Annotated in this window: 13 protein-coding genes and 1 pseudogene; 6 read left to right on the top strand and 8 right to left on the bottom strand. The window is 66.6% G+C overall.

Translation table 11 applies throughout. The features are described from left to right. Positions 1-24: 24 nt before the first annotated feature. Together OVA06_RS05790 and OVA06_RS05785 are read right to left on the bottom strand one after the other, a co-directional pair. Positions 25-2,982: a UPF0182 family membrane protein gene (locus tag OVA06_RS05790; protein ID WP_200937957.1), complete on the bottom strand. Its 2,958-nt coding sequence runs from the start codon at positions 2,980-2,982 to the stop codon at positions 25-27. Between the two features lie 165 nt (positions 2,983-3,147). After that, positions 3,148-4,338, bottom strand: a complete 1,191-nt coding sequence (locus tag OVA06_RS05785; protein WP_442793522.1) for a YlbL family protein — start codon at positions 4,336-4,338, stop codon at positions 3,148-3,150. A gap of 135 nt (positions 4,339-4,473) precedes the next feature. On the opposite strand from OVA06_RS05785, the gene OVA06_RS05780 reads away from it, so the two are divergent. After that, positions 4,474-5,982 carry a zinc-dependent metalloprotease gene (locus OVA06_RS05780; protein ID WP_268156947.1) on the top strand — a complete coding sequence of 503 codons (1,509 nt, stop codon included), beginning with the start codon at positions 4,474-4,476 and terminating at the stop codon, positions 5,980-5,982. A 30-nt stretch (positions 5,983-6,012) separates the two neighbouring features. Here the strand turns inward: OVA06_RS05780 and OVA06_RS05775 are convergent, their stop codons facing one another. The 3 genes from OVA06_RS05775 to nudC form a co-directional block, all read right to left on the bottom strand. Continuing rightward, positions 6,013-6,624, bottom strand: a complete 612-nt coding sequence (locus OVA06_RS05775) for a M48 metallopeptidase family protein (protein WP_056084907.1) — start codon at positions 6,622-6,624, stop codon at positions 6,013-6,015. Positions 6,625-6,644: 20 nt separating this feature from the next. After that, on the bottom strand, positions 6,645-8,798 hold the full coding sequence (locus OVA06_RS05770; RefSeq protein WP_268156944.1) for an ATP-dependent DNA helicase UvrD2: 2,154 nt from the start codon (positions 8,796-8,798) through the stop codon (positions 6,645-6,647). 66 nt (positions 8,799-8,864) lie between these two features. Beyond that, the gene (gene nudC, locus OVA06_RS05765) at positions 8,865-9,923 is read right to left on the bottom strand and encodes an NAD(+) diphosphatase (protein WP_056084903.1); all 1,059 of its coding nucleotides are present in this window, start codon (positions 9,921-9,923) and stop codon (positions 8,865-8,867) included. Between the two features lie 133 nt (positions 9,924-10,056). Here nudC and OVA06_RS05760 point away from each other — a divergent pair, with 133 nt between their 5' ends. Then, the gene (locus tag OVA06_RS05760; RefSeq protein ID WP_261619165.1) at positions 10,057-11,397 is read left to right on the top strand and encodes a macrolide 2'-phosphotransferase; all 1,341 of its coding nucleotides are present in this window, start codon (positions 10,057-10,059) and stop codon (positions 11,395-11,397) included. A 30-nt stretch (positions 11,398-11,427) separates the two neighbouring features. Here the strand turns inward: OVA06_RS05760 and OVA06_RS05755 are convergent, their stop codons facing one another. The 3 genes from OVA06_RS05755 to OVA06_RS05745 all read right to left on the bottom strand — a co-directional run bounded on the left by OVA06_RS05755 (position 11,428) and on the right by OVA06_RS05745 (position 18,691). Further along, a complete protein-coding gene (locus OVA06_RS05755; protein WP_268156941.1) occupies positions 11,428-14,931 on the bottom strand; it encodes an ATP-dependent helicase in 3,504 nt (1,167 codons plus the stop codon). Beyond that, complete coding sequence (locus OVA06_RS05750) at positions 14,928-18,119, bottom strand: ATP-dependent helicase (protein WP_268160647.1); 3,192 nt, start codon at positions 18,117-18,119, stop codon at positions 14,928-14,930. The genes OVA06_RS05755 and OVA06_RS05750 overlap by 4 nt, the downstream gene beginning before the upstream one ends. Before the next feature lie 155 nt (positions 18,120-18,274). Beyond that, positions 18,275-18,691, bottom strand: a complete 417-nt coding sequence (locus tag OVA06_RS05745; RefSeq protein ID WP_268156939.1) for an MGMT family protein — start codon at positions 18,689-18,691, stop codon at positions 18,275-18,277. A 63-nt stretch (positions 18,692-18,754) separates the two neighbouring features. Here OVA06_RS05745 and OVA06_RS05740 point away from each other — a divergent pair. From OVA06_RS05740 to OVA06_RS05725, 4 genes and pseudogenes are all read left to right on the top strand, one after another. Then, positions 18,755-19,466 (top strand): annotated as a pseudogene (locus OVA06_RS05740) (3'-5' exonuclease). A gap of 322 nt (positions 19,467-19,788) precedes the next feature. Next, positions 19,789-20,724, top strand: coding sequence for a substrate-binding periplasmic protein (locus OVA06_RS05735; RefSeq protein ID WP_056084890.1), 936 nt, complete (start codon positions 19,789-19,791; stop codon positions 20,722-20,724). A 16-nt stretch (positions 20,725-20,740) separates the two neighbouring features. After that, a complete protein-coding gene (locus tag OVA06_RS05730; protein ID WP_056084887.1) occupies positions 20,741-21,505 on the top strand; it encodes an amino acid ABC transporter permease in 765 nt (254 codons plus the stop codon). Then, a complete protein-coding gene (locus OVA06_RS05725) occupies positions 21,502-22,239 on the top strand; it encodes an amino acid ABC transporter ATP-binding protein (RefSeq protein ID WP_056084884.1) in 738 nt (245 codons plus the stop codon). Before OVA06_RS05730 ends, OVA06_RS05725 begins: the two co-directional genes overlap by 4 nt. Positions 22,240-22,297: the final 58 nt, after the last annotated feature.

Here is a 22,297-nt window from a genome sequence, read left to right as displayed (position 1 = left end):
TACCTCAGGACGCCGCACACCCCGCTAGTTGCTAGGCGACGGTGACGGCGTTGCCGTTGGTGCCGGGCTGGCTTCCGGGGTGGTGCCGGGAATCTTGGCCTCGGCATCCACGGCCTTCTTCAGCGCCGCGGTGATCCGCTTCTGCGCCTCACCGTAAGCGGCGAAGTCACCGGATGCAAGAGCTGACTGGCCGGCCTGGATGGCAGCATTTGCTTCGTCCAGCGCCGCCTTCAGCTCAGCCTTGGCGTCCGCTCCCGGCTCCGACGGAGTAGCCGGCCCCGCAGGCGCCTGCCCGTTGTTGTCCGAATCGCCCGCCGCTGCGCCGGAATTACCGCCGAAGAGCTGCTTGAGTGCTTCGTCCAGGGTGGGTGCGAAGCCCACCTTGTCACCGAATGCCACCAGCACGCGCTGCAGGGTGGGATAGGAGGTCTCACCGGTCGATTTCAGGTAGACCGGCTGCACGTACAGGATGCCGCCGCCCACGGGCAGGGTCAGCAGGTTGCCGTTCAGCACGTCCGAGGCGCCCTGGCGCAACAGGTTCAGGGCCTGGGACACCGTGGGATCGGAGTTGAACTTGTTCTGCGCCTGGCCCGGGCCGGGGACCTGGGTTTCCGGCGGGATATTGAGCAGGCGAAGCTTGCCGTAGCCCTCACCCTTGACCCCTGCCTGGTTTCCGGCGTCGGAATCCGCCGCCAGGAAGCCGTAGAGGACGTTGCGGGCGTTGTTGTTCACGATCTGCGGAATGAAGGAAGACGTGAGCTGGAACGCCGGCTTGTCCTGGTCCGGCATCTGCAGCGACATGTAGAACGGCGGCTGCTTGACGTCCGTGTCCACGGTGGGATCGGCCGGGACGCTCCAGGCGTCGTTGTTCTTGTAGAAGCTGCGGGGGTCCGTCACGTGGTACTGGCCCAGCAGTTCACGCTGGACCTTGAACAGGTCCTCCGGGTACCGGACGTGGCTCATCACTGCACCGGACATCTCCGAATAGGGCTTCAGGGACGTGGGAAACACCTTGTTCCAGGCCTTGAGGATGGGGTCCTGGTCATCCCAGGCGTACAGGGTGACGGACCCGTCGTAGGCGTCCACGGTTGCCTTGACGGAGTTCCGGATGTAGTTCACAGTGCTGTTCGGCAGCGCCACGGCACGGCCGGAGGTGGTCTGCGTATCAGCAGTGGCCTCGGACAGCTGCTTTTGCTGCGAATAGGGGTAGTACTGGCTGGTGGTGTAGCCGTCCACGATCCACTTCACCCGGCCATCAACGACCGCCGGGTAAGCGTTGCCGTCAACGGTGAGGTACGGCGCAACTTTCTGGATGCGTTCGCGGGGGTTGCGGTCGTACAGGACCTGAGACTCGGAGTTCACGCCGTCCGAGAGCAGCAGGTCCGAGGACTGGAATTTGATGGCGTACAGGACCTTGTTGAAGAACGAACCCACATTCGGGCCACCGTTACCGGTGAACGTGTACTGGGTTTCACCTTCGCCTTCCGGCCCGGATGGACGGTCCTGCTCACGCGGAGCGGTGCCTTCCGGGGCACCGACGATGGAGTACTCGGGCGAGGATTCACCGAAGTAGATGCGCGGCTGGTAGGACGCGTCGTTGCCAAGGACACCGTTGGAAGGAATGCCTGACTGCAGGAACTCAGGCTTTCCGTCCACGGTGAACTTGTTGCCCTTGGCCGCCACCACGCCATACCCGTGGGTGTAGACCACGTGCTGGTTCAGCCAGCCCTGCTGGTTGGATGCCACGTTGGTGGGGTTCAGTTCCCGGACAGCGATCACGGTGTCCTGGATCTTGCCGTCCACCTCGTAACGGTCAACGTTGAGGGCCTCGGGGAACTGGTAGTACGGGCGGTACTGTTCCAGCTGCGCGAATGCGTCAGAGATCAGGTTGGGGTCCAGGAGCCTGATGTTCGCGGTGGTCTGCGCGTCCGGGGCCAGGGCGCCTGAGGTTGCGGTGTTGGTGGCGTCGTAGCGGGTCTCCTGAATTCCATCGAGCCCGTATGCGCTGCGGGTGTTGTCGATGTTCCGCTGAATGTAGTCCTTCTCCAACGTTTCTTCCGAAGGACGGACCTGGAACTGCTGGATCACCCAGGGGTATACTCCACCGGCCAGGATGGACGTGATGATCAGCATCGCCGTTCCGATAACCGGCAGGCGCCAGCGGCCAATGATGGCTGCCACAATGAACAGCGCAGCTACAAGCACGGCAGCGACGGCGAGTATTGCCTTCGTGGGGATGACGGCGTTGACGTCCGTGTACAGGGCGCCGGCCCAGCGGCCGCCATTGCTCTGGACCGAGGAATACCGGTCCAGCCAGAAGTTGACGCCCAGCAGGATCAGGAACGCGGCGCCCGTGACGGCAATGTGGATCTGGGCGGCACGGGCGGTGTAGACGCCGCGCTCCATGAGCCGGATGCTGCCGTAAAGGTAGTGGGTCAGGATGCCCGCGATGCCGGCAATGACAACGACGCTGATCAGGAAGCCCGTGACGAATCCCAGGAAGGGCAGGACCATCACATAGAAGCTGATGTCCATGTTGAACTGGGGGTCCTGCTTGTTGAAGCCCACCTGGTTGAAGAAGAGCAGTACCTTTTGCCACTGGCTCGCAGCAGCGCTTCCGGCGAAGAGGCCGAACAGGATGGGCAGGCCAATCATGACCACCCGGCGCACCGGTTCCAGCTGTGCCTGGTACCGGTTGAGGTTGTCCCGGATATCGGAATCAGGCGCATAGACCGGCCGGGAGCGGTAGGCAATGCGGATGGCGAAGAACACGCCGGCAAACATCACGGCGAACCCGGCAGCGAAGATGGCGATCTTGGCCAGGTTCTCGGTGATGAAGACTTCCATGAACCCCAGCTGCCGGTACCAAAGGACATCGGTCCAGACGTTGGCGAAGAAGATGAAGCCCACGACGACGAGGGCAACAACGATCAGGGTGGGCGTCAGCGCGCCGCGTCGGGAAGGGGGTCTGCCGGTGGACATGGTGCTGGCGGGACGGGACAAACTGGGTACCTCATAGCTGGTCGTCAGATATTCGAAGCGTGCGTGCGAGTGACGTACTCCCCCGGCCTGCAGCTGGAATTGTCCGTCACCTTTGCCACGAGTGGCGGTAAGGCTTAGTTCCTGTCGAGTCTAGATGCGCCCAGTCTAGTTGTTTCCGCAGGTGGGCAGGCCCGTTGTGTCCTGTCCGCTGCCCGCACGTTCGACGGCGGACTTCGCCTCAGCGAGCTTTCCCACTTTGACCACCTGGAGCCCGTCCGGGATGTGCCCCACCACTTCCCCGCAGTTTTCCGCGGGTGCCAGGAAGAGTGTGGCTCCTCCGGCGCGGGCGCCCTGCATTTTCTGCACGATGCCGCCGATGGCCCCGACGGTGCCGTCCGGCGAAATGGTGCCCGTACCGGCGATGTGCTTGCCGCCGGTCAGGTCACCGGGGGTGACGGTGTCGATAATGCCCAGGGAGAACATCAGGCCGGCCGACGGGCCGCCCACTTTGTCCAGCGAAATATGCACATCGAAGGGGAACGTAAACAGGTACTTGAGCATCACCCCGAGGATGAACCGGCCTTCTCCGTTGTCCTTGGGGGTAATGGTCTCAGTCACCGGCTGGCCGTCCCGCTCCAGCACCACGGCTGCGGGGGCGCCCTTGCCTGCTGAGAGTTCGTCCTGGATGACGGCCAGTGACGTGATGTCCTTGCCATTGATGGTTTTGAGGACGTCCCCGGTCCGGATCTTGCCTTGCGCAGCCGACCCGTCGGACAGTCCCGCGGCCTGCAGCTGCTGGCCGAAGGGGATCTTCAGTTCGTTCAGGGCGGAGGCGACGGCGTTTTCCTGGGAAGTGGTCATGGCCACGGCGCTCTGCTCGGCGGCTTCTTCCTTCGTGGTCCCCGTGGGGTAGATCAGCTCCACCGGATAGACGGACTTGGACCGGTCAAGCCACGCGGAGAAAGCGGTCAGGACGCTGACCGGGCTGCTGGGTCCGCCATCGACATAGACCGTGGTGAGGTCCAGGTTGCCCGCTGCCGGGTAGGACTCATGCCCGGTGACTTTGATGACGGGGGTTCCCTGGCCCTGTCCCAGGGTGTTGTATGTGGGCCCCGGGGACTCGATGACGTACGGCACGGGGAGGACCCCGGCGGCGATGCCCAGGCCCAGCGCCGTCACGCCGGCAAGCATCATGGCCGAAACCCTGGGGCTCGGCCGGGACGCAGGTCCTGTTGCCGCGCCGCCGTCCGCGTCATCGCCACCTGCCGCGCCGCCGTCGTGATCCCCTTGCCGGGGCTGGGAAAGAAGCTCTGAAGCGTGGTCCTCGGAAGGGTACCCGCCACGGGTTGTAGTCACCCAACAACAGTACGCGGTGGCAGGACCCGGGGGCTCTTTGCCCACAGCGAACGTCAAGCCGGTGCGGCAGACAGCCGTGGATGGCCGGGGTACCGTGAAGGTTGAGCAACAGTCACACCGACGATCGGCGGGATCATGACCTCCAACCCACACAATTCTTCGAACGGCGACGACACCCCCAAGGACCCGTTGGCCGAGATGCTGCAGAACCTGATGGGCGGCAAGGGCATGGAAAACTTCGATCCGGCCGAGCTCGCCAAGGCTGCCGGCCTGCCGAACGATCCCAACCTGCTGGCCCAGATGTTCTCCCAGGTCCAGGCCATGATGAGTGCCCCGTCCGAAGGGCCCGTCAACTGGACGCTGGCGCACGACAATGCACGGCGCGTGGCCGCGAGCGGTTCCGATCCTTCGGTGACCTCCCAGCAGTCCCGGGAGGTGGACGAGGCCCTTCGCCTGGCGGAGCTGTGGCTGGACCGCGTCACGGACCTGCCGTCCACCGGACTGATCGGGCGGGCATGGTCCCGCGCGGAGTGGGTCGAGGCAACACTGGGGACCTGGAAGCGGCTGACGGAGCCGGTGGCGAACAGCATCGCCAATGCCCTCTCCTCCGCCATGACTGAGCAGATGCCCGAGGAAATGAAGTCCATGATGGGCGGCGCCTCCTCGATGCTGCAGAACATGGGCGGTGCCATCTTCGGGATGCAGCTGGGCCAGGCCATCGGCGCGCTCTCCGCGGACGTTGTCAGCTCCACGGATATCGGCGTACCGCTTGCGGACCTGGAAATGGCCCTGTTGCCGGCCAACGTCGCAGCTTTCGGCGAGGGCCTGTCCCTGCCGGAAAACGACATCCGGCTGTTCCTTGCAGTGCGTGAGGCCGCCCACGCCCGGCTGTTCGTGCAGGTCCCTTGGCTGCGGGGGCACCTCCTCGGGGCCATCGAGGCATACGCCCGCGGCATCCACATCGACACCTCGCGCATCGAGGAACTGGCCCGGGACCTGGACCCGAGCAACCCCGAGGGAATCCAGGAAGCCCTCTCCCAGGGCGTATTCATGCCCAAGCGCACCCCTGCGCAGGAGCAGGCCCTGGAGAAGCTCGAAACGGCGCTGGCCCTCGTGGAGGGCTGGGTCGACGAACTGACGGCCGCGGCCACCGAGAATGTGCTCCCCTCCGCTGCCGCCCTGCGTGAAACCGTCCGGCGGCGCCGCGCAACCGGCGGCCCGGCAGAGCATGCCTTCGCCTCACTGGTGGGGCTGGAGCTGCGGCCGCGCCGCCTCAGGGATGCGGCAACGCTGTGGGCCGCCCTCAAGGAGGAGCGTGGCGTCGAAGGCCGGGACGCCATCTGGCACCACCCGGACCTGCTGCCCACCGCCGAGGACCTTGACGATCCCAAGGGCTTCAGCGCCCGCCGCAAGCTGGCCGAGGCCAGCGACAGCGAAGTGGATGATGCCCTGCAGAAGCTGCTCAGCGGTGGTTTTGATGCCCCCACCATCGATGATGCCGCTGGAACGTCGGCTGGCCCCGCCGAGAGCGGCGACGGCGGCGCGGGTTCCGGCGAGGCTCCGGGCTCAGCCGGCTCCGGTGCCGACAACACCGGTGACGACGGCACCGGCGGCGACGGCGAAGGTACCCAGCCGAAGGCCTGACCTTCCCGCTGCGGCGGCAGCACGCTCCACCTAGTCGGCGTCCTCCGGCCAGCCTTCGGGCTCCGGCAGGGCGCCGGTTTTGTTGTCCCCGGCTCCGCGGCCGGTGGCCAGACCGCGCGCCGAGGCATAGGACACCCCTTCCAGGAAGGCTTTCGCACGCTGCGTTTCCGGATACGCCTCGAGCAGCTTCCAGAACGCGGCGTTGTGCCCGGCCACGAGGAGGTGCGCGAGTTCGTGGAGCAGGACATAGTCAATAACCCACTGGGGCATCGGCTTCAGCTTGTCCGAAAGCCGGATAGTGCCCTCCGCCGGCGTGGCAGAGCCCCAACGTGAATTCTGGTTGCTGACCCACCGGACGGAAGCCGGAGTTGACCGCCCACCCAGGTACTGGGCAGAAAGGTGGGCGGCGTGGGCTGCGAGGGCGGCATCGGACGCCGGCCGTTTCCTACCCGCCGCGCTGCGCCGCTCCCCCTGCCGCTGCAGCTTTGCCAGCATGCGCCGGACCCACTCGGTTTCCTGGGCCGACGTAAACCGCGCAGGGATGGCGACGACGGCAGTCCCGTCCTCCCAAAACGCCGCCACCGTCCGGGTCCGGCGGGAAGACCGCCTGACCTCCACCGGCGCGCCGTCGGCTGTGGTCATTGCGGGCGGCCCGCCGGACCTCACAGCTCAGTGCTTTCGGTCAGCACCTTCAGGACGTCTTCGCCGTACTTCTCAAGCTTTGATGGACCTACGCCCGCCAGGCCGGCGAGGTCCTCAATTGATGCCGGCCTCGCCTCGGCAATGGCGGTCAGGGTGGCATCGGTGAAGACCACGAAAGCGGGCACATCGGCAGAGAGGGCAACTTCGCGGCGCCAGCTCCGCAGGGCTTCGAACGTCTGTTCCTCGTAGCTGGGCGGGCACGCATTGCACCTTCCCACCTTGCGCTCCGCGCCAGAGGACAGCATGCTGCCGCAGACCCTGCACACTGCGGGGGCTGCAGCCTTCCGTCGTGGAGCCGGGCCCTTTCCACGGGTGCTGGACGTTGCCACGGAATTGGGGCGGAGTCCGTCAAGGAACCTGGACGGTTTCCGGTTGGCCCGTCCGCCAGGAGTTCGCGCCGTGCTCCAGGACAGGGAAAGGTTCTCCCGTGCACGGGTGATGCCGACGTACAGGAGCCGGCGCTCTTCATCCACCGATTCCGGGGAATCGGCGAAGGAGATGGGCATCAGGCCTTCACTAAGGCCCACCAGGAACACGGCGTCCCATTCCAGGCCTTTCGCGGCGTGCAGGGACGCCAGGGTGACGCCCTGCACCGTGGGGGCGTGCTGGGCGAGCGATCGTTCCTGGAGTTCGTTAACGAAGTCCGCCAGTCCGAACTCCTGGCCGCGGACCTGGACCAGCTCATCGGCGAGGGCCACCAGCGCCGCCAGGGACTCCCACCGTTCCCGCAGTGCGCCGCCGCTGTGCGGGGCGGAGTCCGTATACCCGAGGGAGGAGACAATGTCCCGGACCAACTGCCCGAGCGGTTCACTGGCCCCCTCTTCGCTCACCGCCCTCGTGGCCGCACGCAACTGGAGGATGGCGTCCCGGACTTCCTTGCGGGCAAAGAACCTCTCTCCGCCGCGTAGCTGGTAGCCGATGCCGGCGGCGGCGAGCGCCTGTTCGTAGGCCTCGGACTGCCCGTTGGTACGGAAAAGGATGGCAACTTCGCTTGCCGGGGTGCCGGCGTCGAGCAGTGCCTTGATTTTTTGGGCGACGGTGGCCGCCTCGGCTTCGTCGTCCGTGCACTCGGTGAACGTGGGCACCGGGCCCGCGGGCCGCTGGGCTACCAGTTGCAGGGGCGCGGCCCACGCTGCATCCGCTGCCGGACCACCGCTGCGACGTCCGGCCAGCAGGTCATTTGCCAGCTTCACCACCTGGGGTGTGGACCGGTAGTCGCGGATCAGCTTGACCACGTTCGCCTGCGGATACCGGGCCTTGAAGTCCAGGAGGTGCCGGGGCGAGGCTCCGGTGAAGGAGTAGATGGTCTGGCTGGCGTCGCCCACCACGCAGAGTTCGTCCCGGCCACCGAGCCACAGCTCCAGCAGCCGCTGCTGCAGGGGCGACACGTCCTGGTACTCGTCCACCACGAAGTGCCGGTACTGCTCCCGGACGGTGGCCGCCACTTTCTCGTCCTCCTGGAGGATCCCCACGGTGATCAGGAGGACGTCCTCGAAGTCGATGACGTTGCGGTCTGTCTTCACGTCCTCATAGGACTGGAAGACGCGCGCCACGGCGGTGAGGTCGAAGCCGCCCGGCGCACCCCTCTCCTGCGCGTTCTCCAAGTAATTGGCCGGGGTTAGCATGGAAACTTTCGCCCACTCGATTTCCGAGGCGAGGTCGCGGATGGACGCCCTGTCCGTGCTGAGCCGCAGCCGGCGTGCCGCTTCGGCCAGGGTCTGTGCCTTGTGCTCCAGGAGGTTCGGCAGCGTGCCGCCAACGGCCTGCGGCCAAAAAAACTGCAGCTGGCGCAGCGCCGCCGCATGGAACGTCCGGGCCTGGACGTTGCCTGCCCCAAGGTCCCGGAGCCGGCTTCGCATCTCCGCCGCGGCCCGCGCCGTGAAGGTCACAGCCAGGAGCCGCTGCGGTGTGTAGACGCCGGAGTGGACCCCGTAGGCGATGCGGTGGGTGATGGCCCGGGTTTTTCCGGTTCCGGCACCTGCCAGCACGCACAGGGGTCCGTTCAGGGTGCTGGCCACCTCGCGCTGTTCGGCGTCTAGCCCGCCCAGGATGCGGTCCTCCAAGGAGGAAGTACCGTCTTGAGAAAGGGCTCCGGTGAAGTTGTCTGTAGTCACGTCTATTGCTCTGTGTCCCGTTGCTGCTTTGTTCGACTGCCGCGCCCAGTCTTGTGAATATGGATCTCAGGCGTCGGCGAGGTCCCGGATCCGGCCGCCGTACCAGTGTTCGATGAGTGCCCGGGCGATGGAGAGCCTGCTGGAAATGGTGATCTCACCGCTGAGGACGGCGTCCTGGAGTTCCTCCCGGCTGAACCAGCGCGCCCTGGTGACCTCCACGCCGTCGGGCGTTGCCACGGCGTCATCGGTGATGGCGGTAAATCCAAGCATAAGGGAGGCGGGGAAAGGCCACGACTGCGAGCCCAGGTACTGGCAGGCTTTCACGCGGACACCCACCTCCTCGAACAGCTCCCTGACCACGGCCTGTTCCAGCGACTCCCCCGGTTCCACGAAGCCAGCCAAGGTGGAGTAGTTTTTGGCGTCAGCCGGCCCCCCGCCGCCCAGGAGCAGGCGGCCGTCCGGGCCCACCACCGTCACGATGATGGCAGGATCTGTCCGCGGATAGTGCTCGGACGAATCCGCGGGGCAGCGCCGCACCCAGCCTCCGGCCTGCACTTCAGTGGGCGTGCCGCACCGCGGACAGTGTGTATGGCCGGCGTGCCAGTTGGCAATGGCACTTGCCTCCACGAAGAGGGCTGTTGCCGTGGGACCCAGACCGGCCGCCACGTCACGGAACCCGGCCCATGAAGCCTCCCGGGGAAGGCCTGCCGTTCCCGGCTCGACAGGGGCGGGCAGCACGAACAGCAACAGTTCCGTCCCGGCGGGAAGATCGGCCGCCGGCAATGCCGATCCAAGATAAACCATCAGCTCCGGAACGGTGCCCGCCGCAGCCAGCTCCGTGTGCAGTGCGCGGGCGTTTGCAAGGACCAGGCTGCCCCCGCTCACCAGCCCTTGCCGGCCCGCCAATACAACCGCCAGGGTCTCCGGAGCGGCCAGGAGCTCTTCAACCATTCCTGCCCGCATCCGTTCCGTGGAGCCCCTGTCCACGAGGGCGGGCCGCACCGGAAGCAGGGTGTCGCGAAGATGGTTGGCAGCAAGGAGTCCCGGTCCGTCCGGTGTAATTGCTGGTTGCCCCTGGGCGGGCGTTTCCAGATGGACGGGCGTGGCAGACTCCGCGTGGCTCATGACTCCACCGTACTGACTGGGACTGACATTTGAACATTTTGGCCCCGTTGGGTATCCCCCTGTTTTGCACGTATCTGGAGACTCGCCGCTACCGGACCGGCGTCTTGGACGGCCGGCAATCTACCGTGGAACGGTGAGAAGAAAACCGATTGAACTGGCAGCCGTTGCAACCGCAGCAGTCCCCGGACTGACCCCGACGGCAGTTAGCTCCGCTCCGGATGATCCCGCGGACTTCGACTCGGCGCTGCTCCTTGACTCGGAAGGCAAACGCTGGCGAGTCAGGTCACCCCGCCATGCAGAAGCCAGCGCCCGGCTGGAAACGGAATTCCTCGTCCTTCGTGCGTTCGCTCCTGCCATCCGGGCTGAGCTGCCGTTCCTCATGCCCACGGTGGCCGGCAGCGTCCGGCTGGGGACCCTGAGCACCTTCGTCTACTCGCACCTGGCCGGCAGCACCCGCAGCGTTGAGGACCTCACCGCCGGCCCGGCTCCGCTGGCACGGGAGATCGGCGTTGCCCTGTCAGCCATCCATGACCTCCCGCGGTCGCTGGTCAGCAACGCCGACCTGCCCAGCTACACCCCCAATGAGTTCCGCCAGCGGCGCCTTAATGAGCTTGACCAGGCGGCCACCACCGGCAAGATTCCTTCGGCGCTGCTGCTGCGCTGGGAACACGCGATGGAAGACGTGTCGCTCTGGCGCTTCAATCCCTGCGTGGTGCACGGCGACCTGCACGAGGACAACCTGCTGGTGGAGGGCCAACGCGTCACGGCAGTCACGGGATGGACCGATCTGCGGATCGGCGACCCCGCCGACGATTTCGCGTGGCTGGTGGCCTCCAACGAACAGGACTTTGTGGACGCCGTCCTGGCCGGCTACACCGCCAGCCGCCGCGACACCCCGGACGCGCACCTGCTGCGCCGGGCAGCCCTGTCTGCGGAGTTTGCACTCGCCCAGTACCTGGTCAAGGGCATTGCCGCGGGGGACGCCGAAATGGTGGCCGAAGCAGAGGGCATGCTCGAGACGCTGGCCGCCGATATCGCCGAACACGGCGGCCAACCCATCAGCGTCGAACCCCAGCCGCCAATCCAGCCAGGGCAGACTGCCGGCGTGGCGCCGGCAGATTCGGGCGCCGGCACCGCATCGGACACCCCGTCCCCGGAGGGCCAGTCCCGCACGGGTTCTTCCACGCAGGACGCGCTCGACGACGGCCCGGCGGCGGGGATGCCCGCCGTGACGGTGGTTCCGGTGCCGGTCCAGCCCTCAGTATCCGCCGTTCCCTTGCCGGTGCAGGCAGCAGTTCACGTGAGCAGGATTCCGGTGACGCCTGCCGAAGCAGCAACGGGCGAGGGCATGCCGGCCCCGGAACACGGCGGCGACACGGCTTCCCCGGCCGGCGCGGACCAGGGCGCCGGCAGAACAGGGGACGATACCTCAACTGCGGCCCTTTCCGTCATCAAGACCAACCACGGTCAGTAACCGTTCGCTGCCGAACGCGGCAGCGAACGGTTACCGGTTGGCAACAGCGGCGGCAACGATCGCTTCGAGTTCTGCTGCTGTCCCAAGATCGTGGGGCCGGACAACCTCGTTGTCTCCCACGTAGAAGAATGCTGCCCGTACCGCTTCCAGCGGAACATCCTTGAGCCGCGCCCAGGCAAGCCGGTAGACGGCCAGCTGTACTGCCCGCGTCTTGAGCCGCGCACCGGACGGCCGCCGCCCGGTCTTCCAGTCAACCAGGTCCCAGCGCCCGTCGGCGTCGCGGAACACAGCGTCGATCCGACCGCGCACCACCACGTCGCCCACCCGGGTTTCCACTGGCACTTCCACGAAGGCGGGCGCCCGGCCGGCCCATTCCGAAGCCCTGAAAGTCTCCACCATGGCGTCGAGGTCGTAGGCAGCATCGATGTGGTCATCAGACCCAGGGGCCTCGCCGAGGTCGAGCATGCCCGCGGAGCCGAAGTAGTCTTCCACCCATGCGTGGAAGGCTGTCCCCTTGCGCGCGGACATCCCCGGTTCCCGGGGCACGGGCCGGCGGAGCCTGGCCAGCACGGCCGCCGGATCCTCTTCGAGATCGACCAGGGTCGAAGCAGAGATGTGGGTTGGCAGGTGGACGTCCTGTCCTTGGGACCGGCGCGAACGGCGCTGCAGCAGCAGCGCAGCTTCCCTGGCCCATCCGGCGGCCGGGCCGGTCAACCCGGGGTTCTTGGCCGGTTCCTGCTGGGTCCGGAGATCGGCTGGCCGTTTTTCCAGTTCGGCCCGCACCCGCGCTGTCGCGGCTTCCATGGGTGCCCTGCGCCCTCCGGAGAGACGGAGCCGTTCGCCCGAACGGGGATCAATTGGTCCCTCCAGCGGATCGTAGGGCCAGCCCGCCACTTCCGTTTCCAGCGTCAGCGGGCTGTTTTCCGGCAAGCCTGCTTCATCGAGTGACAGGGGGTGCACGCGGGCACGGGCAGGTGATCCGGCCGCCGGCAACGCCAAGGTTTCCAGCTCGGCAAGGAAGGGGGACATGGTGCTCCGCCCCGACCGCGATCCTACCCAGGCAGCGCTGGACACCCACAAGACATGTTTCGCCCGGGTATAGGCCACGTAGGCAAGCCGGCGTTCCTCGGATTCCCCATGCGCCTGCACGGCTGCCTTGAAATCCTTTTCGGCATCGATCCAGCCCTTCTGGTCAGGCTGGTCCAGGTCCCATTGCGGGAGGTCGGACCGGTCCCCGCGAAGCGGCCACGGAAGCGCAGCCGTTCCGCTGCTCCAGCGCGAATCCCTGTCGGTGGGGAAAGCACCGGCGTTCAGCCCCGGAACGAAGACCGCATCCCATTCCAGCCCCTTGGAGGCGTGAACCGTCAGGAGCTGGACGGCTTCCCTGTTCACGTCCCCGGGCGGGGCTTCGAGGCCGTTTTCCTCAGCCGCCGCTGCCTCGAGCCACGAAAGGAACGCGAGGATGTCAACCCTGTGGGAGGTGCGCAGGAACCCGGCAGCGGCGTCCTGGAAGGCATCGAGGTTCCGCCGGGCCTGGTGGATGCTGACACCGGGCAGGGCCGCAACTTCGATGTCGAGGAGCATGGCCCGTTCAACTTCGCCCAGCAGGGTGGTGAGGTCATCGCCAAGGTAGCCACGAAGCTGGCGCAGCTCGACGGACAGACGGTGGAGCCTTTCGCGGGCAACCTCCGTCAGGCACCGCCCGGCGGATGAGGTCCAGCCCTCGCGGGGCAGCCAGTCAAGGGCTTCGACCAGGCTGGCGCCGTCGGTCAGGTCCGACTCCGGGACCGTTCCGTCGTCGTCCCCAGGCCCATCAACCTCCGGACTTGCTGAAAGCTGCCCGCGCCGGCGGGCCAGATGGCTGGACCAGTCGCGCAGTGCCATCAGGTCTGCCGGTCCAATCCGCCAGCGGGCACCGGCCAGCAGGCGCATCAAAGCATCGGACCTGCCGGGGTCTGCCAGGACCCTGAGGGTGGCCACCAGGTCCACCACCTCCGGGGTGTCCAGGAGCCCGCCGAGCCCGACAATCTGATAGGCGATGCCGCGTGCCTCAAACTGCCGGCGGATCGTTTCCATCTGGGCACGACGGCGGCACAGGACGGCGAGCGCCGGGGCCACGGAAGATCCGTCCGGCTTGGTTTCAAAATCAGTGACCCGGTATTTCAGGACATCGTCCGCGAGCGCGGCAGCCTCTTCAGCGTCGCTGGCGAAACGCCCCAGGACCACCCTGCCCTCCACTGCGAATGGACTGGGCTGCAGCGGCGGCACGCTGGCTGCGGCTGTGGCTCCCCCGCCGGCCGGTCCGCGCTGCCCTTCTGCCTTGGCCAAGGATTCAGACATGACATTGGCGGCGGCCAGGATCGACTTGCCGTTCCGCCAGGCGGTTGTCAGGTACGACGTGGGGGCCGGCTTCCACTGGGCGGGGCCTTCCGCCGGGCCGGTGCGTACCGGGAACTCGCGGACGAAGTGGAACAGCTGCCCTGCCGAGGCGCCCCGGAAGCCGTAGATGGATTGGTTGGGATCGCCCACCGCCGTGACAGCGTGACCGCCGCCGAAGAGGCGCGAGAACAGGACCAACTGGGCATAGGAGGTGTCCTGGAACTCATCAAGCAGCACCACCTTGTACCGCTGCCGCTCCATGTGTGCCGCGAGGGGAACATCGCGGGCGACCCGGGCAGCCAGGGAAACCAGGTCCCCAAAGTCCAGCGCTCCCCTTCCCCGTTTGGCATCCGTGTAGCGGCCCACCATGTCCGCCACGCTGGCCCGTGTCCTCAGCATGCGTGCGATGTCCGCGGCTGCCTGCGGCGGATTTTTCTGCTTCTGGGCAAGGTACGGCAGTGCCTCATAGTCGGCAAGCCGGGCCATCAGCCAGGCCTCAACCTCCTCGGGCTCCTGCAGGTGTTCGGCACATTCGCCGGCCAACTGGATGACGGCCTTCACGATTGTGGACTTGGCCGCGCGGAAGTGGCCGTACTCGCCGTCGTACGCCTCGACGACTTCGGTGGCGAGCTGCCACGCCTGCGCCCCGCCGAGGAGCACGACGTCCCGCTCGACACCGAGCCGAAGCCCGTAGTCCGACACGATGCCACTGGCGAAGGAATGGTAGGTGGAAACCTTGGGCTCAAGGGCGTCACTGCTGATCATCCCGGCCGGAAACAGCGGTGCGCCGGTACCCCGGGAAGCCACCCGCTGCAAAGCCACCAGTTTGGCCCTGATCCGCGACGCGAGTTCCCCGGCGGCTTTCCGGGTAAACGTCACACCAAGGACTTCCTCGGGCCGGACCCAGCCGTTGGCCACGAGCCACACCACACGGTCCGCCATGGTGGCGGTCTTGCCCGAACCTGCCCCGGCAATGACCAACCGCGGCGTCAGCGGTGAGGAGATAATTGCCGACTGCTCCGCGGTGGGGACGTTCTTCTCACCCAGCAGGACCGAAAGTTCCTCAGGGCTGAACCGAACAGGCGGCGGCGATTCACCGCCGGCAGGTTCGGCGGTTGGCCTGCCGTCGAGGGGCACCTGCACATCCTGGCTCATTCAGTCACCTGCCGCCCGCGGGCACAGAGCGGGCAGACCTCAGGGAGCCGGCAGCCGTGTCCGCCGAAGCTTCCCTTGCCGGGGTCGTGCCGGGCCTCGAACGTATTTCCTCCCATGACGGCTGCGGCCTCCTTGACCATGTCGAGCGCCCAGTTGTCCTTCGGGTCCAGCGGCTCCTGTTCCTGGACAGCCGGCGATTTCGCCGTTGTCCCCAGCTGGGCAAGGACCGCCCCGCCGGGAAGCACCTGCCCGGTGTCGCTGCCGTCGCCGAAACCGCCCGCGAGAACGGCGGCCTGGTAGGCGCCCAACTGCGGGTGGCCGGCCAATTCAGTCTTCCCTGGCTGTCGCTTCCCTGTTTTCAGATCGACGATGACCAGTCTTCCCTCGCTGTCGATTTCCAGCCGGTCCACCTGACCGCGAAGCACCGCTTCCCGCGAAGATGCGTCATCGAGCAACACTTCTCCCAGGGCAACGTCAAAGTCCTGTTCCACGCCCAGCAGGCGGCGGCCGCTGCCGCGCATCACCAGCACGTATTGGGCGAGCTTCCGCACCATGGCCTCGGCCCTCTGGTGGTCGAGCCTGCCCTCCCAGTTGTCTTTCATTCCCAGCTGCGGCCAGCGGCGGGCAAGCTCTGCAACGTATTCCTGGCCGGAGGCATCAGGCATGTCCTGGGCGATGGCGTGGACCAGCGTGCCGAGGCTGCGGGCAAAGTCTGTCGCGGCTTCGCCGCCGGCTGCCTGGACGAACCAGTCCAACGGCGATTTCTGCACGGATTCGACCTTTGAGGGGGAGACAAACACCGTGCCGCCCGGCGGCACCACGGCGTCGGTGGATGTGAGCGGCTGAATCCCCCACCAGCTGTCCGGATGGGCGCCTGGGACCGGAGGCTCGGCGGCGGCGAGGCCAGCCAGGACCTTCGCCGCCTCCTGCGCCGGGGCGCCGTCCAGCTGTGCATGCTGGCGCAGCTCCGCGACGAGGGCACGCAGCGTCATGGGCCGTTCCACTGCCGTGAAGCCCCTTGCATCCTCACCCGGGTCCAGCGGTGCGGCGTAGTCCAGGAACGACGACGGCTGGTCGTCTTCGGAGGCCACTGCAGTGCAGATGAGCAGTTCCTCCGCACGGGAGACAGCGGTGGAAAAGCTGCGGAGTTCGTCATACCGGATGTCGCGCAGCCGGCTGAGCGGGTCGCGCTGCAGGGCGTACGACGTCCCGTGCTCGACAGCGTCTGCATACAGTGTGCTGCCCAGGAGCTCCCCCCGAAGCCTGGTATTGGGCCACACCCCTTCCTGCAGGCCTGCAATGAGGACAACTGGCCATTGCCGGCCGGCGGCGCTGGCGGGGGTCATGAGTTCGACGGCGTCGTCCACCTGGGCGCGGGCGGCGAGAGTGTCCATGGGCAGCTCCTGGTTCAGGAGGTATTCCAGGAACTGTTCCGGACCGGCGCCTGGCATCTGGTCCACGTAGCGCTCTGCCGTGTGGAACAGGGCCATCATCGCGTCCAGGTCCCTGTCCGCCCGGGCGCCGTGCGGCCCCCCGGCCAGGGCGGTTTCCGTCCAGGCCGCGGAAAGGCCGGTGGCGCTCCACAGGGCCCACAGCACAGACTCGGCGTTGGCCCCCGGTTGGCTGGCTGCTTCTTTGCCGGATTGGATCATCCGGGCAGTCCGGCGGGCGGCACGGCCTTCAATCCCCAGGCTACCCAGCGCCCCCGGCTCCAGGAGCGCCTCGACCAGCAGGGAGTCGCTGCCGCGGCCGCCGCCAGCCGTCAGCTCCTCGCGCCGAAGCGATTGCCGGAGCCGCCGGAGTTCAAGGGGGGTGGCCCCACCGATCCTGGACGTCAGGAGTGACACTGCCGCTTCGGGTGTCAGGAGCGAGTGGTCCAGCGCGATGGCATAGGCGTCCAGGAGGGGACGGACGGCCACTTCGTCGCGCACCGCCGACTCAGCCACCGGGACCCGCACCGGGATGCCCTGCCCGGACAGGTAACGCTGCAGTTCGCTGACCTGGCCGCCGTTGCGCACGATGACGGCGATGTCTGTCAGGGGCCGGCCCTGGCCGATGTGCTGGTCGAGAATCCGCTGGGCCACGTACCGCAACTCGTGGACGGCCGAGGGCACCAGATGGGCTTCAACCCGGCCCGGACCGTCGCCGCCGGAGCCTTGCTCCAGGCGGCGCGAAAGCCGGCCGCCGGCCCGCTGGGAAATGCGGCCTGCTACACCGAGCCACGCTTCCGCGACCGCGGGAGCGAGCCGGTGGGCGTGCCATAGGGGCCTTTCGAGCACCAGGGCGTCCGGCGACAGCAGGCGGGGCAACTCGGCCACAAGATCGGGCCGGGCGCCGCGGAACCCCTGGACCACGGTATCCGGAGACGAGGTGACCAGGCAGTCCTTGCCGGCGGCAATGTCTGCCAACAGTTCGAAGACCGCCGGGTTGGCTTCCTGGATGTCATCCACCAGGATCAGCTGCAGCCGTTGCCGCTCCGCGGCGAGGAATTCCGGGGCGTCCTGGAAGATCTGCCGGGCAGCGGTGATGATGCCGGCCGGGTCGAAAGCCTCCGGCATGCGCAGGTCCAGGACATCCCTGTATTCGCTGTAGAGGGCCGCTGCCGCGATCCAGTCCTGCCTGCCGCACACCTTGCCCAGCTCCACCAGGTCGGCGGGTGTCCGGCCGGACTCGATGATGCGGTCGAAGAGCTGGCGGACTTCCTGCCGGAACCCGCGGGTCTCCAGGGCGCCCCCAAGGTCGGCGGGCCAGGGCAGTTCCAGCCCGGGCAGCCGGTGCCCTTCCAGCAGTTCCTTGATAATCAGGTCCTGTTCCGGCCCCGAGAGGAGCCGCGGCGGCCTGGCGAGGGGGATGATGCCCTCAGCCTTGGCCCTCCTGATGAGGTCGAATGCGTAGGAGGCCCAGGTCCGTGCCGGGGTGGTGCTGAGGCTTCTGTCCAGGCGGGCGGTGAAGCGGTCGCGGAGGTGGTCCGCGGCCAGGCGGGTGGGGGCGAGGATCAGGATCCCTGCGGGATCAAGGCCGTCGCGGTGGACGCGCTCCACGGCGGCCTCAACAAGGACGGTGGTCTTACCGGTTCCGGGCGCTCCCGGGACCAGCACCGGCCCGGAACCGGCCGCAACGTCGACGGCGGCTTGCTGGTCCGGGGTCAGTGCGGGCCGTTCGGCATGGGACTGGCTCGGAGGAAGCAGCCTGAGGGGACCCGCTCCGGAGAGCCGACCCTGTGCAGCGCGGCCGTCGGGAGACTCCCCGCCCGCGCCATCCCGATCGCCAAAACCTTGGCCGGCCGCGTCCGGATAGTCCTCTGGGTATCTGCCAGCCGGGCCTGTCAGTGGAAGTGTTACCGTCACACCGACATCCCATCATCAGCCACTGACAATTTGTGAAGCTCGCGCTCCAGTTGCTCCGCCACCGCATCCATCCGGTCGAAATCCTCTCCATCGGGTGCCCAGCGCGCCGCCTCGAGGTCCACCCGCCACCGGCCTTCTCCGGTGCGCTGCCACTCCCGGTAGGCGCCGGCCAACGGCGTCCCTTCATCAAGGTAGCGGCGCAGCGCGTCTGCCTCGTGTCCTTCGGGGGCGTGTCCACTGGCTTTCAGGATCCGCCACCACGGGACGCCACTGCCGTAGTGGCTCATGACCGAACCGACCTGCCGGGGTCCCCCGGAACCCAGCAGTTCCGCGACGTCGCCATACGATACCGCGGATCCCGCCGGCACCATCCTCACGATGGCAAGGACCGCCTGCACATACTCAATCCGCATTGATCCAATGTAGCCGCAGTGGCGTTCCACGGAATTGTCCGGGGGTCCCTTTAGCGTGGAGGTATGAGCACCTGGAACACCCTCCCCCGCGCCGCTTTTGACCTGGAAACCACCGGCCGCAACTCGCGGGCCGGCCCGGATAGTTACCGCATCGGTCACCGTTGTGGACCACAGGGGCGAGGTCATCCGGGAGCACGAGTGGCTGGCCGATCCCGGGGTTGAAATCCCCACCGAAGCAAGCGATGTGCACGGCGTCACCACTGAGCAGGCACGCAAGGACGGCCGGCCCGCGCATGAGGTCACCAGGGAGCTTGCCGCAGTGCTGCAGGAGCTTTTCGACACCGGCGTCCCCGTTATCGCGTTCAACGCCAGCTACGACTTCACGGTCCTGGCGGCGGAGTCCGCCCGGTACGGTGTTCCCCAGCTGACCCGGTTCCCCGTGCTGGATCCCTACATCATGAACAAACAGGTGGACCGCTACCGCAAAGGCAAACGCACGCTGACGGCCCTCTGCGAGGAGTACGGCGTGGTCCTCGACAATGCCCACACCTCCGCAGCCGACGCCCTGGCCACCTTGAAGGTCCTGGACGCCATGGCAGGAAAATTCCCTAAACTGATGATGCCCGCGAGCCAGCTCCACCAGCTGCAGGTGGACTGGGCGGTGACGCAGGCCGCGGATTTCCAGGGGTATCTTCGCAAGACGAAGCCCACGGCCGTCATCGAAGGTGATTGGCCCGTGCTGCCCCCGCAGGACGCTACGGGCGGCGGGTTCTAGCTCCCGGAAGCCGAGTGCGAGGCACGTCACAGTAGCGCCGCGTAACATTTGGCGCTTTCAGTATCACCCATCTGTTCGGCTGTGCAAGATATAACCGGCCACCCGGCGCTCAACGGCCGCCCAGACTCGAATTTCATGCGGCTTTTTGCCAGCAACTCACTCTGATCTTCGTCTCACGGCGGCATTTGCCCAAGGTGAGAGAATTTATTTTTGCGGTCACCCCTGCCCTGGCCACGCTGGACCAGCACCGGGCAGGTGCCAGGCGCCACCAGCGCAGCCTTGCGGCCCGGTTGACTTAAGACTCAATGAAAGTGACAACCTGATGAAAATCAAAGCGATGAAGTGGCTGACTACCGCTCCCGTTGCCATTGCACTGGCGGTCTCCCTGGCCGCATGCGGCTCCGGCTCTTCCCAGCCAAGCGGAACGCCCACAGACGCCCTGCAGGGCAGCGACCAGCAGACGCTGGACAAGTACACCACCGCCGATGTCACCCCTGTCGACAAGATCGACAAGACCAAGCTTGGCCTGAACACCGAAGGCAAGCTCGAAGTGGGCACGCTCTCCGACGCCCCGCCGAACATCTTCATCGACCCGTCCGGCAAGTTCACCGGCTACGACAACGAGCTCCTGCGGGCCATCGCCGGCAAGCTGGGCCTTGAGGTCGAATTCGTGGCTACGGACTTCTCCGCACTGCTGTCCCAGGTTTCCACCAAGCAGTTCGACGTCGGATCCTCCTCGATCTCAACCACGGACGCCCGCCGCCAGAACGTTGGCTTCACCAACGGCTATGACTTCGGCTTCATGGCTGTTGTCGCGAAGAAGGACAGCGACGTCAAGGGCTTTGACGACCTCAAGGGCGACCTCCGCATCGGCGTCGTCCAGGGCACGGTCCAGGACGATTACGTCACCAACACGCTCAAGCTCGAGCCCATCCGCTTCCCGGACTACGCCACGGTCTACGCCAACGTGCGCAACGGCCAGGTCGACGCCTGGGTGGCGCCGTCGCAGCAGGCAACCGGCCAGGTCAAGGAGGGTGACGGCACTGTCATCGCCGAGTCCGTGGTCAACACGCAGAACTTCACGGCCTACGCCGTCGCCAAGGACAACCAGCCCCTGATCGACGCACTGAACTCCGGCCTGGACGCCGTGATTGCCGATGGCACCTGGTCCAAGCTCACCAAGGAGTGGTACCCGGACCGCGAAACGCCGACTGACTGGAAGCCGGGCAGCAAGGCCGCCACGGTTCCCCAGAGCTGATTGAGCCGGGACGTTTATGGATCTCCTCGATCAACTGGCTGACACCTTCTTCAACTGGGAGGAAATGGCCAAGGTCATTCCCTCCCTGTTGTCGGTGGGCCTGCCCAACACCCTGATCCTCGCCGTGGCCTCCGGCATCCTTGGTTCCCTGCTGGGACTGCTGCTGGCCATGATGGGAATCTCACGGAACGCCGGTGCGCGTTGGGTTGCCCGCATCTACACCGACATTTTCCGTGGCCTCCCGGCCATCCTCGTGATCCTGGTGATCGGCATCGGCCTGAGCCCGATTGCCCGGGAAATCACGGGCTCGCGGAACCCGTACCCGTTGGGCATCCTGGCCCTGACCCTGGTTGCCGCCGCGTACATTGGCGAGATCTTCCGATCAGGCATCCAAAGTGTTGAAAAAGGCCAGCTTGAGGCGTCGAGGGCGCTCGGGTTCAGCTACGGCAGTTCCATGCGCCTGGTGGTGGTGCCTCAGGGTATCCGCCGCGTCCTTCCCGCCCTGGTGAACCAGTTCATCTCGCTGCTGAAGGACTCCTCCCTGGTGTTCATGCTGGGCCTTGCTGCCTCGGACCGGGAGATCTTCCGGATCGGTAACGATGCCATGGCGAACACGGGCAACCTCTCGCCGCTGGTGGCTGCGGGTGTCCTGTACCTGATCCTGACCGTCCCGCTCACCCACTTCGTCAACTTCATCGATAACCGGCTCCGCACGGGCCGGCCGGAGAAGAAGGAACCCGACGACGCGGCAGCACCTATCGGCAAGGGGGCACAAGCATGACGGAATTCGCTTCCGGAACCCTGACCGGCAAGAACCTTCACCTTTCGTTCGGACACAACCACGTCCTGCGCGGCATCGACCTGCACGTCGAGAAGGGCACCACCGCTTCGGTGATCGGCCCATCGGGTTCGGGCAAGTCCACCCTGCTGCGGGTCATGAACCGGTTGATCGAACCGGACCAGGGCGACATCCTGCTGGATGGCCGCTCGGTCCTGAAGGACAACCCGGACGAGCTGCGCCAGCGGATCGGCATGGTTTTCCAGCAGTTCAACCTCTTCCCGCACAAGACGGTGGCGGAGAACGTGACGCTGGCCCTGCGCAAGCTGCGGAAGCTGCCCAAGGACCAGGCGCGTGCCGAGGCCCTGGAGCAGCTGGACCTGGTGGGATTGAAGCACAAGGCGGATGTCCGGCCGGCCAACCTTTCCGGCGGCCAGCAGCAGCGCGTCGCGATCGCCCGGGCGCTGGCCATGAAGCCCGAAGTCATGTTCTTCGACGAGGCCACATCAGCTTTGGACCCCGAGCTGGTAAAGGGTGTCCTGGCGCTGATGACAGACCTGGCCAAGGGTGGCATGACCATGGTGGTGGTAACGCACGAGATGGGCTTCTCCCGGAACGTGTCGGACACCGTGACATTCATGGACGCCGGCGTGGTGGTGGAGTCCGGCCCGCCGGAGCAGATCTTCACGTCTCCCGCCACGGACCGGCTGAGGGGCTTCCTCTCGGACGTCCTCTAGCCTCAGCTACACAAGAAAGATCCCCGGTTGCGCCGCAGCCGGGGATCTTTCCTTATGG

Source organism: Pseudarthrobacter sp. SL88 (assembly GCF_026672455.1).
In the GTDB taxonomy this organism is placed as follows: Bacteria; Actinomycetota; Actinomycetes; order Actinomycetales; family Micrococcaceae; genus Arthrobacter.
The sequence above is the reverse complement of the archived record's forward strand: the minus strand, read 5'-3'. Positions and strand labels throughout refer to the sequence as shown.

What these genes read in the sequence shown, in the direction of transcription:
- OVA06_RS05790 (WP_200937957.1), bottom strand. Translation starts at nt 2,982, where the DNA reads ATGTCCACCGGCAGACCCCCTTCCCGACGCGGCGCGCTGACGCCCACC.
- OVA06_RS05780 (WP_268156947.1), top strand. Translation starts at nt 4,474, where the DNA reads ATGACCTCCAACCCACACAATTCTTCGAACGGCGACGACACCCCCAAG.
- OVA06_RS05775 (WP_056084907.1), bottom strand. Translation starts at nt 6,624, where the DNA reads ATGACCACAGCCGACGGCGCGCCGGTGGAGGTCAGGCGGTCTTCCCGC.
- nudC (WP_056084903.1), bottom strand. Translation starts at nt 9,923, where the DNA reads ATGAGCCACGCGGAGTCTGCCACGCCCGTCCATCTGGAAACGCCCGCC.
- OVA06_RS05755 (WP_268156941.1), bottom strand. Translation starts at nt 14,931, where the DNA reads ATGAGCCAGGATGTGCAGGTGCCCCTCGACGGCAGGCCAACCGCCGAA.
- OVA06_RS05745 (WP_268156939.1), bottom strand. Translation starts at nt 18,691, where the DNA reads ATGCGGATTGAGTATGTGCAGGCGGTCCTTGCCATCGTGAGGATGGTG.
- OVA06_RS05735 (WP_056084890.1), top strand. Translation starts at nt 19,789, where the DNA reads ATGAAAATCAAAGCGATGAAGTGGCTGACTACCGCTCCCGTTGCCATT.
- OVA06_RS05730 (WP_056084887.1), top strand. Translation starts at nt 20,741, where the DNA reads ATGGATCTCCTCGATCAACTGGCTGACACCTTCTTCAACTGGGAGGAA.
- OVA06_RS05725 (WP_056084884.1), top strand. Translation starts at nt 21,502, where the DNA reads ATGACGGAATTCGCTTCCGGAACCCTGACCGGCAAGAACCTTCACCTT.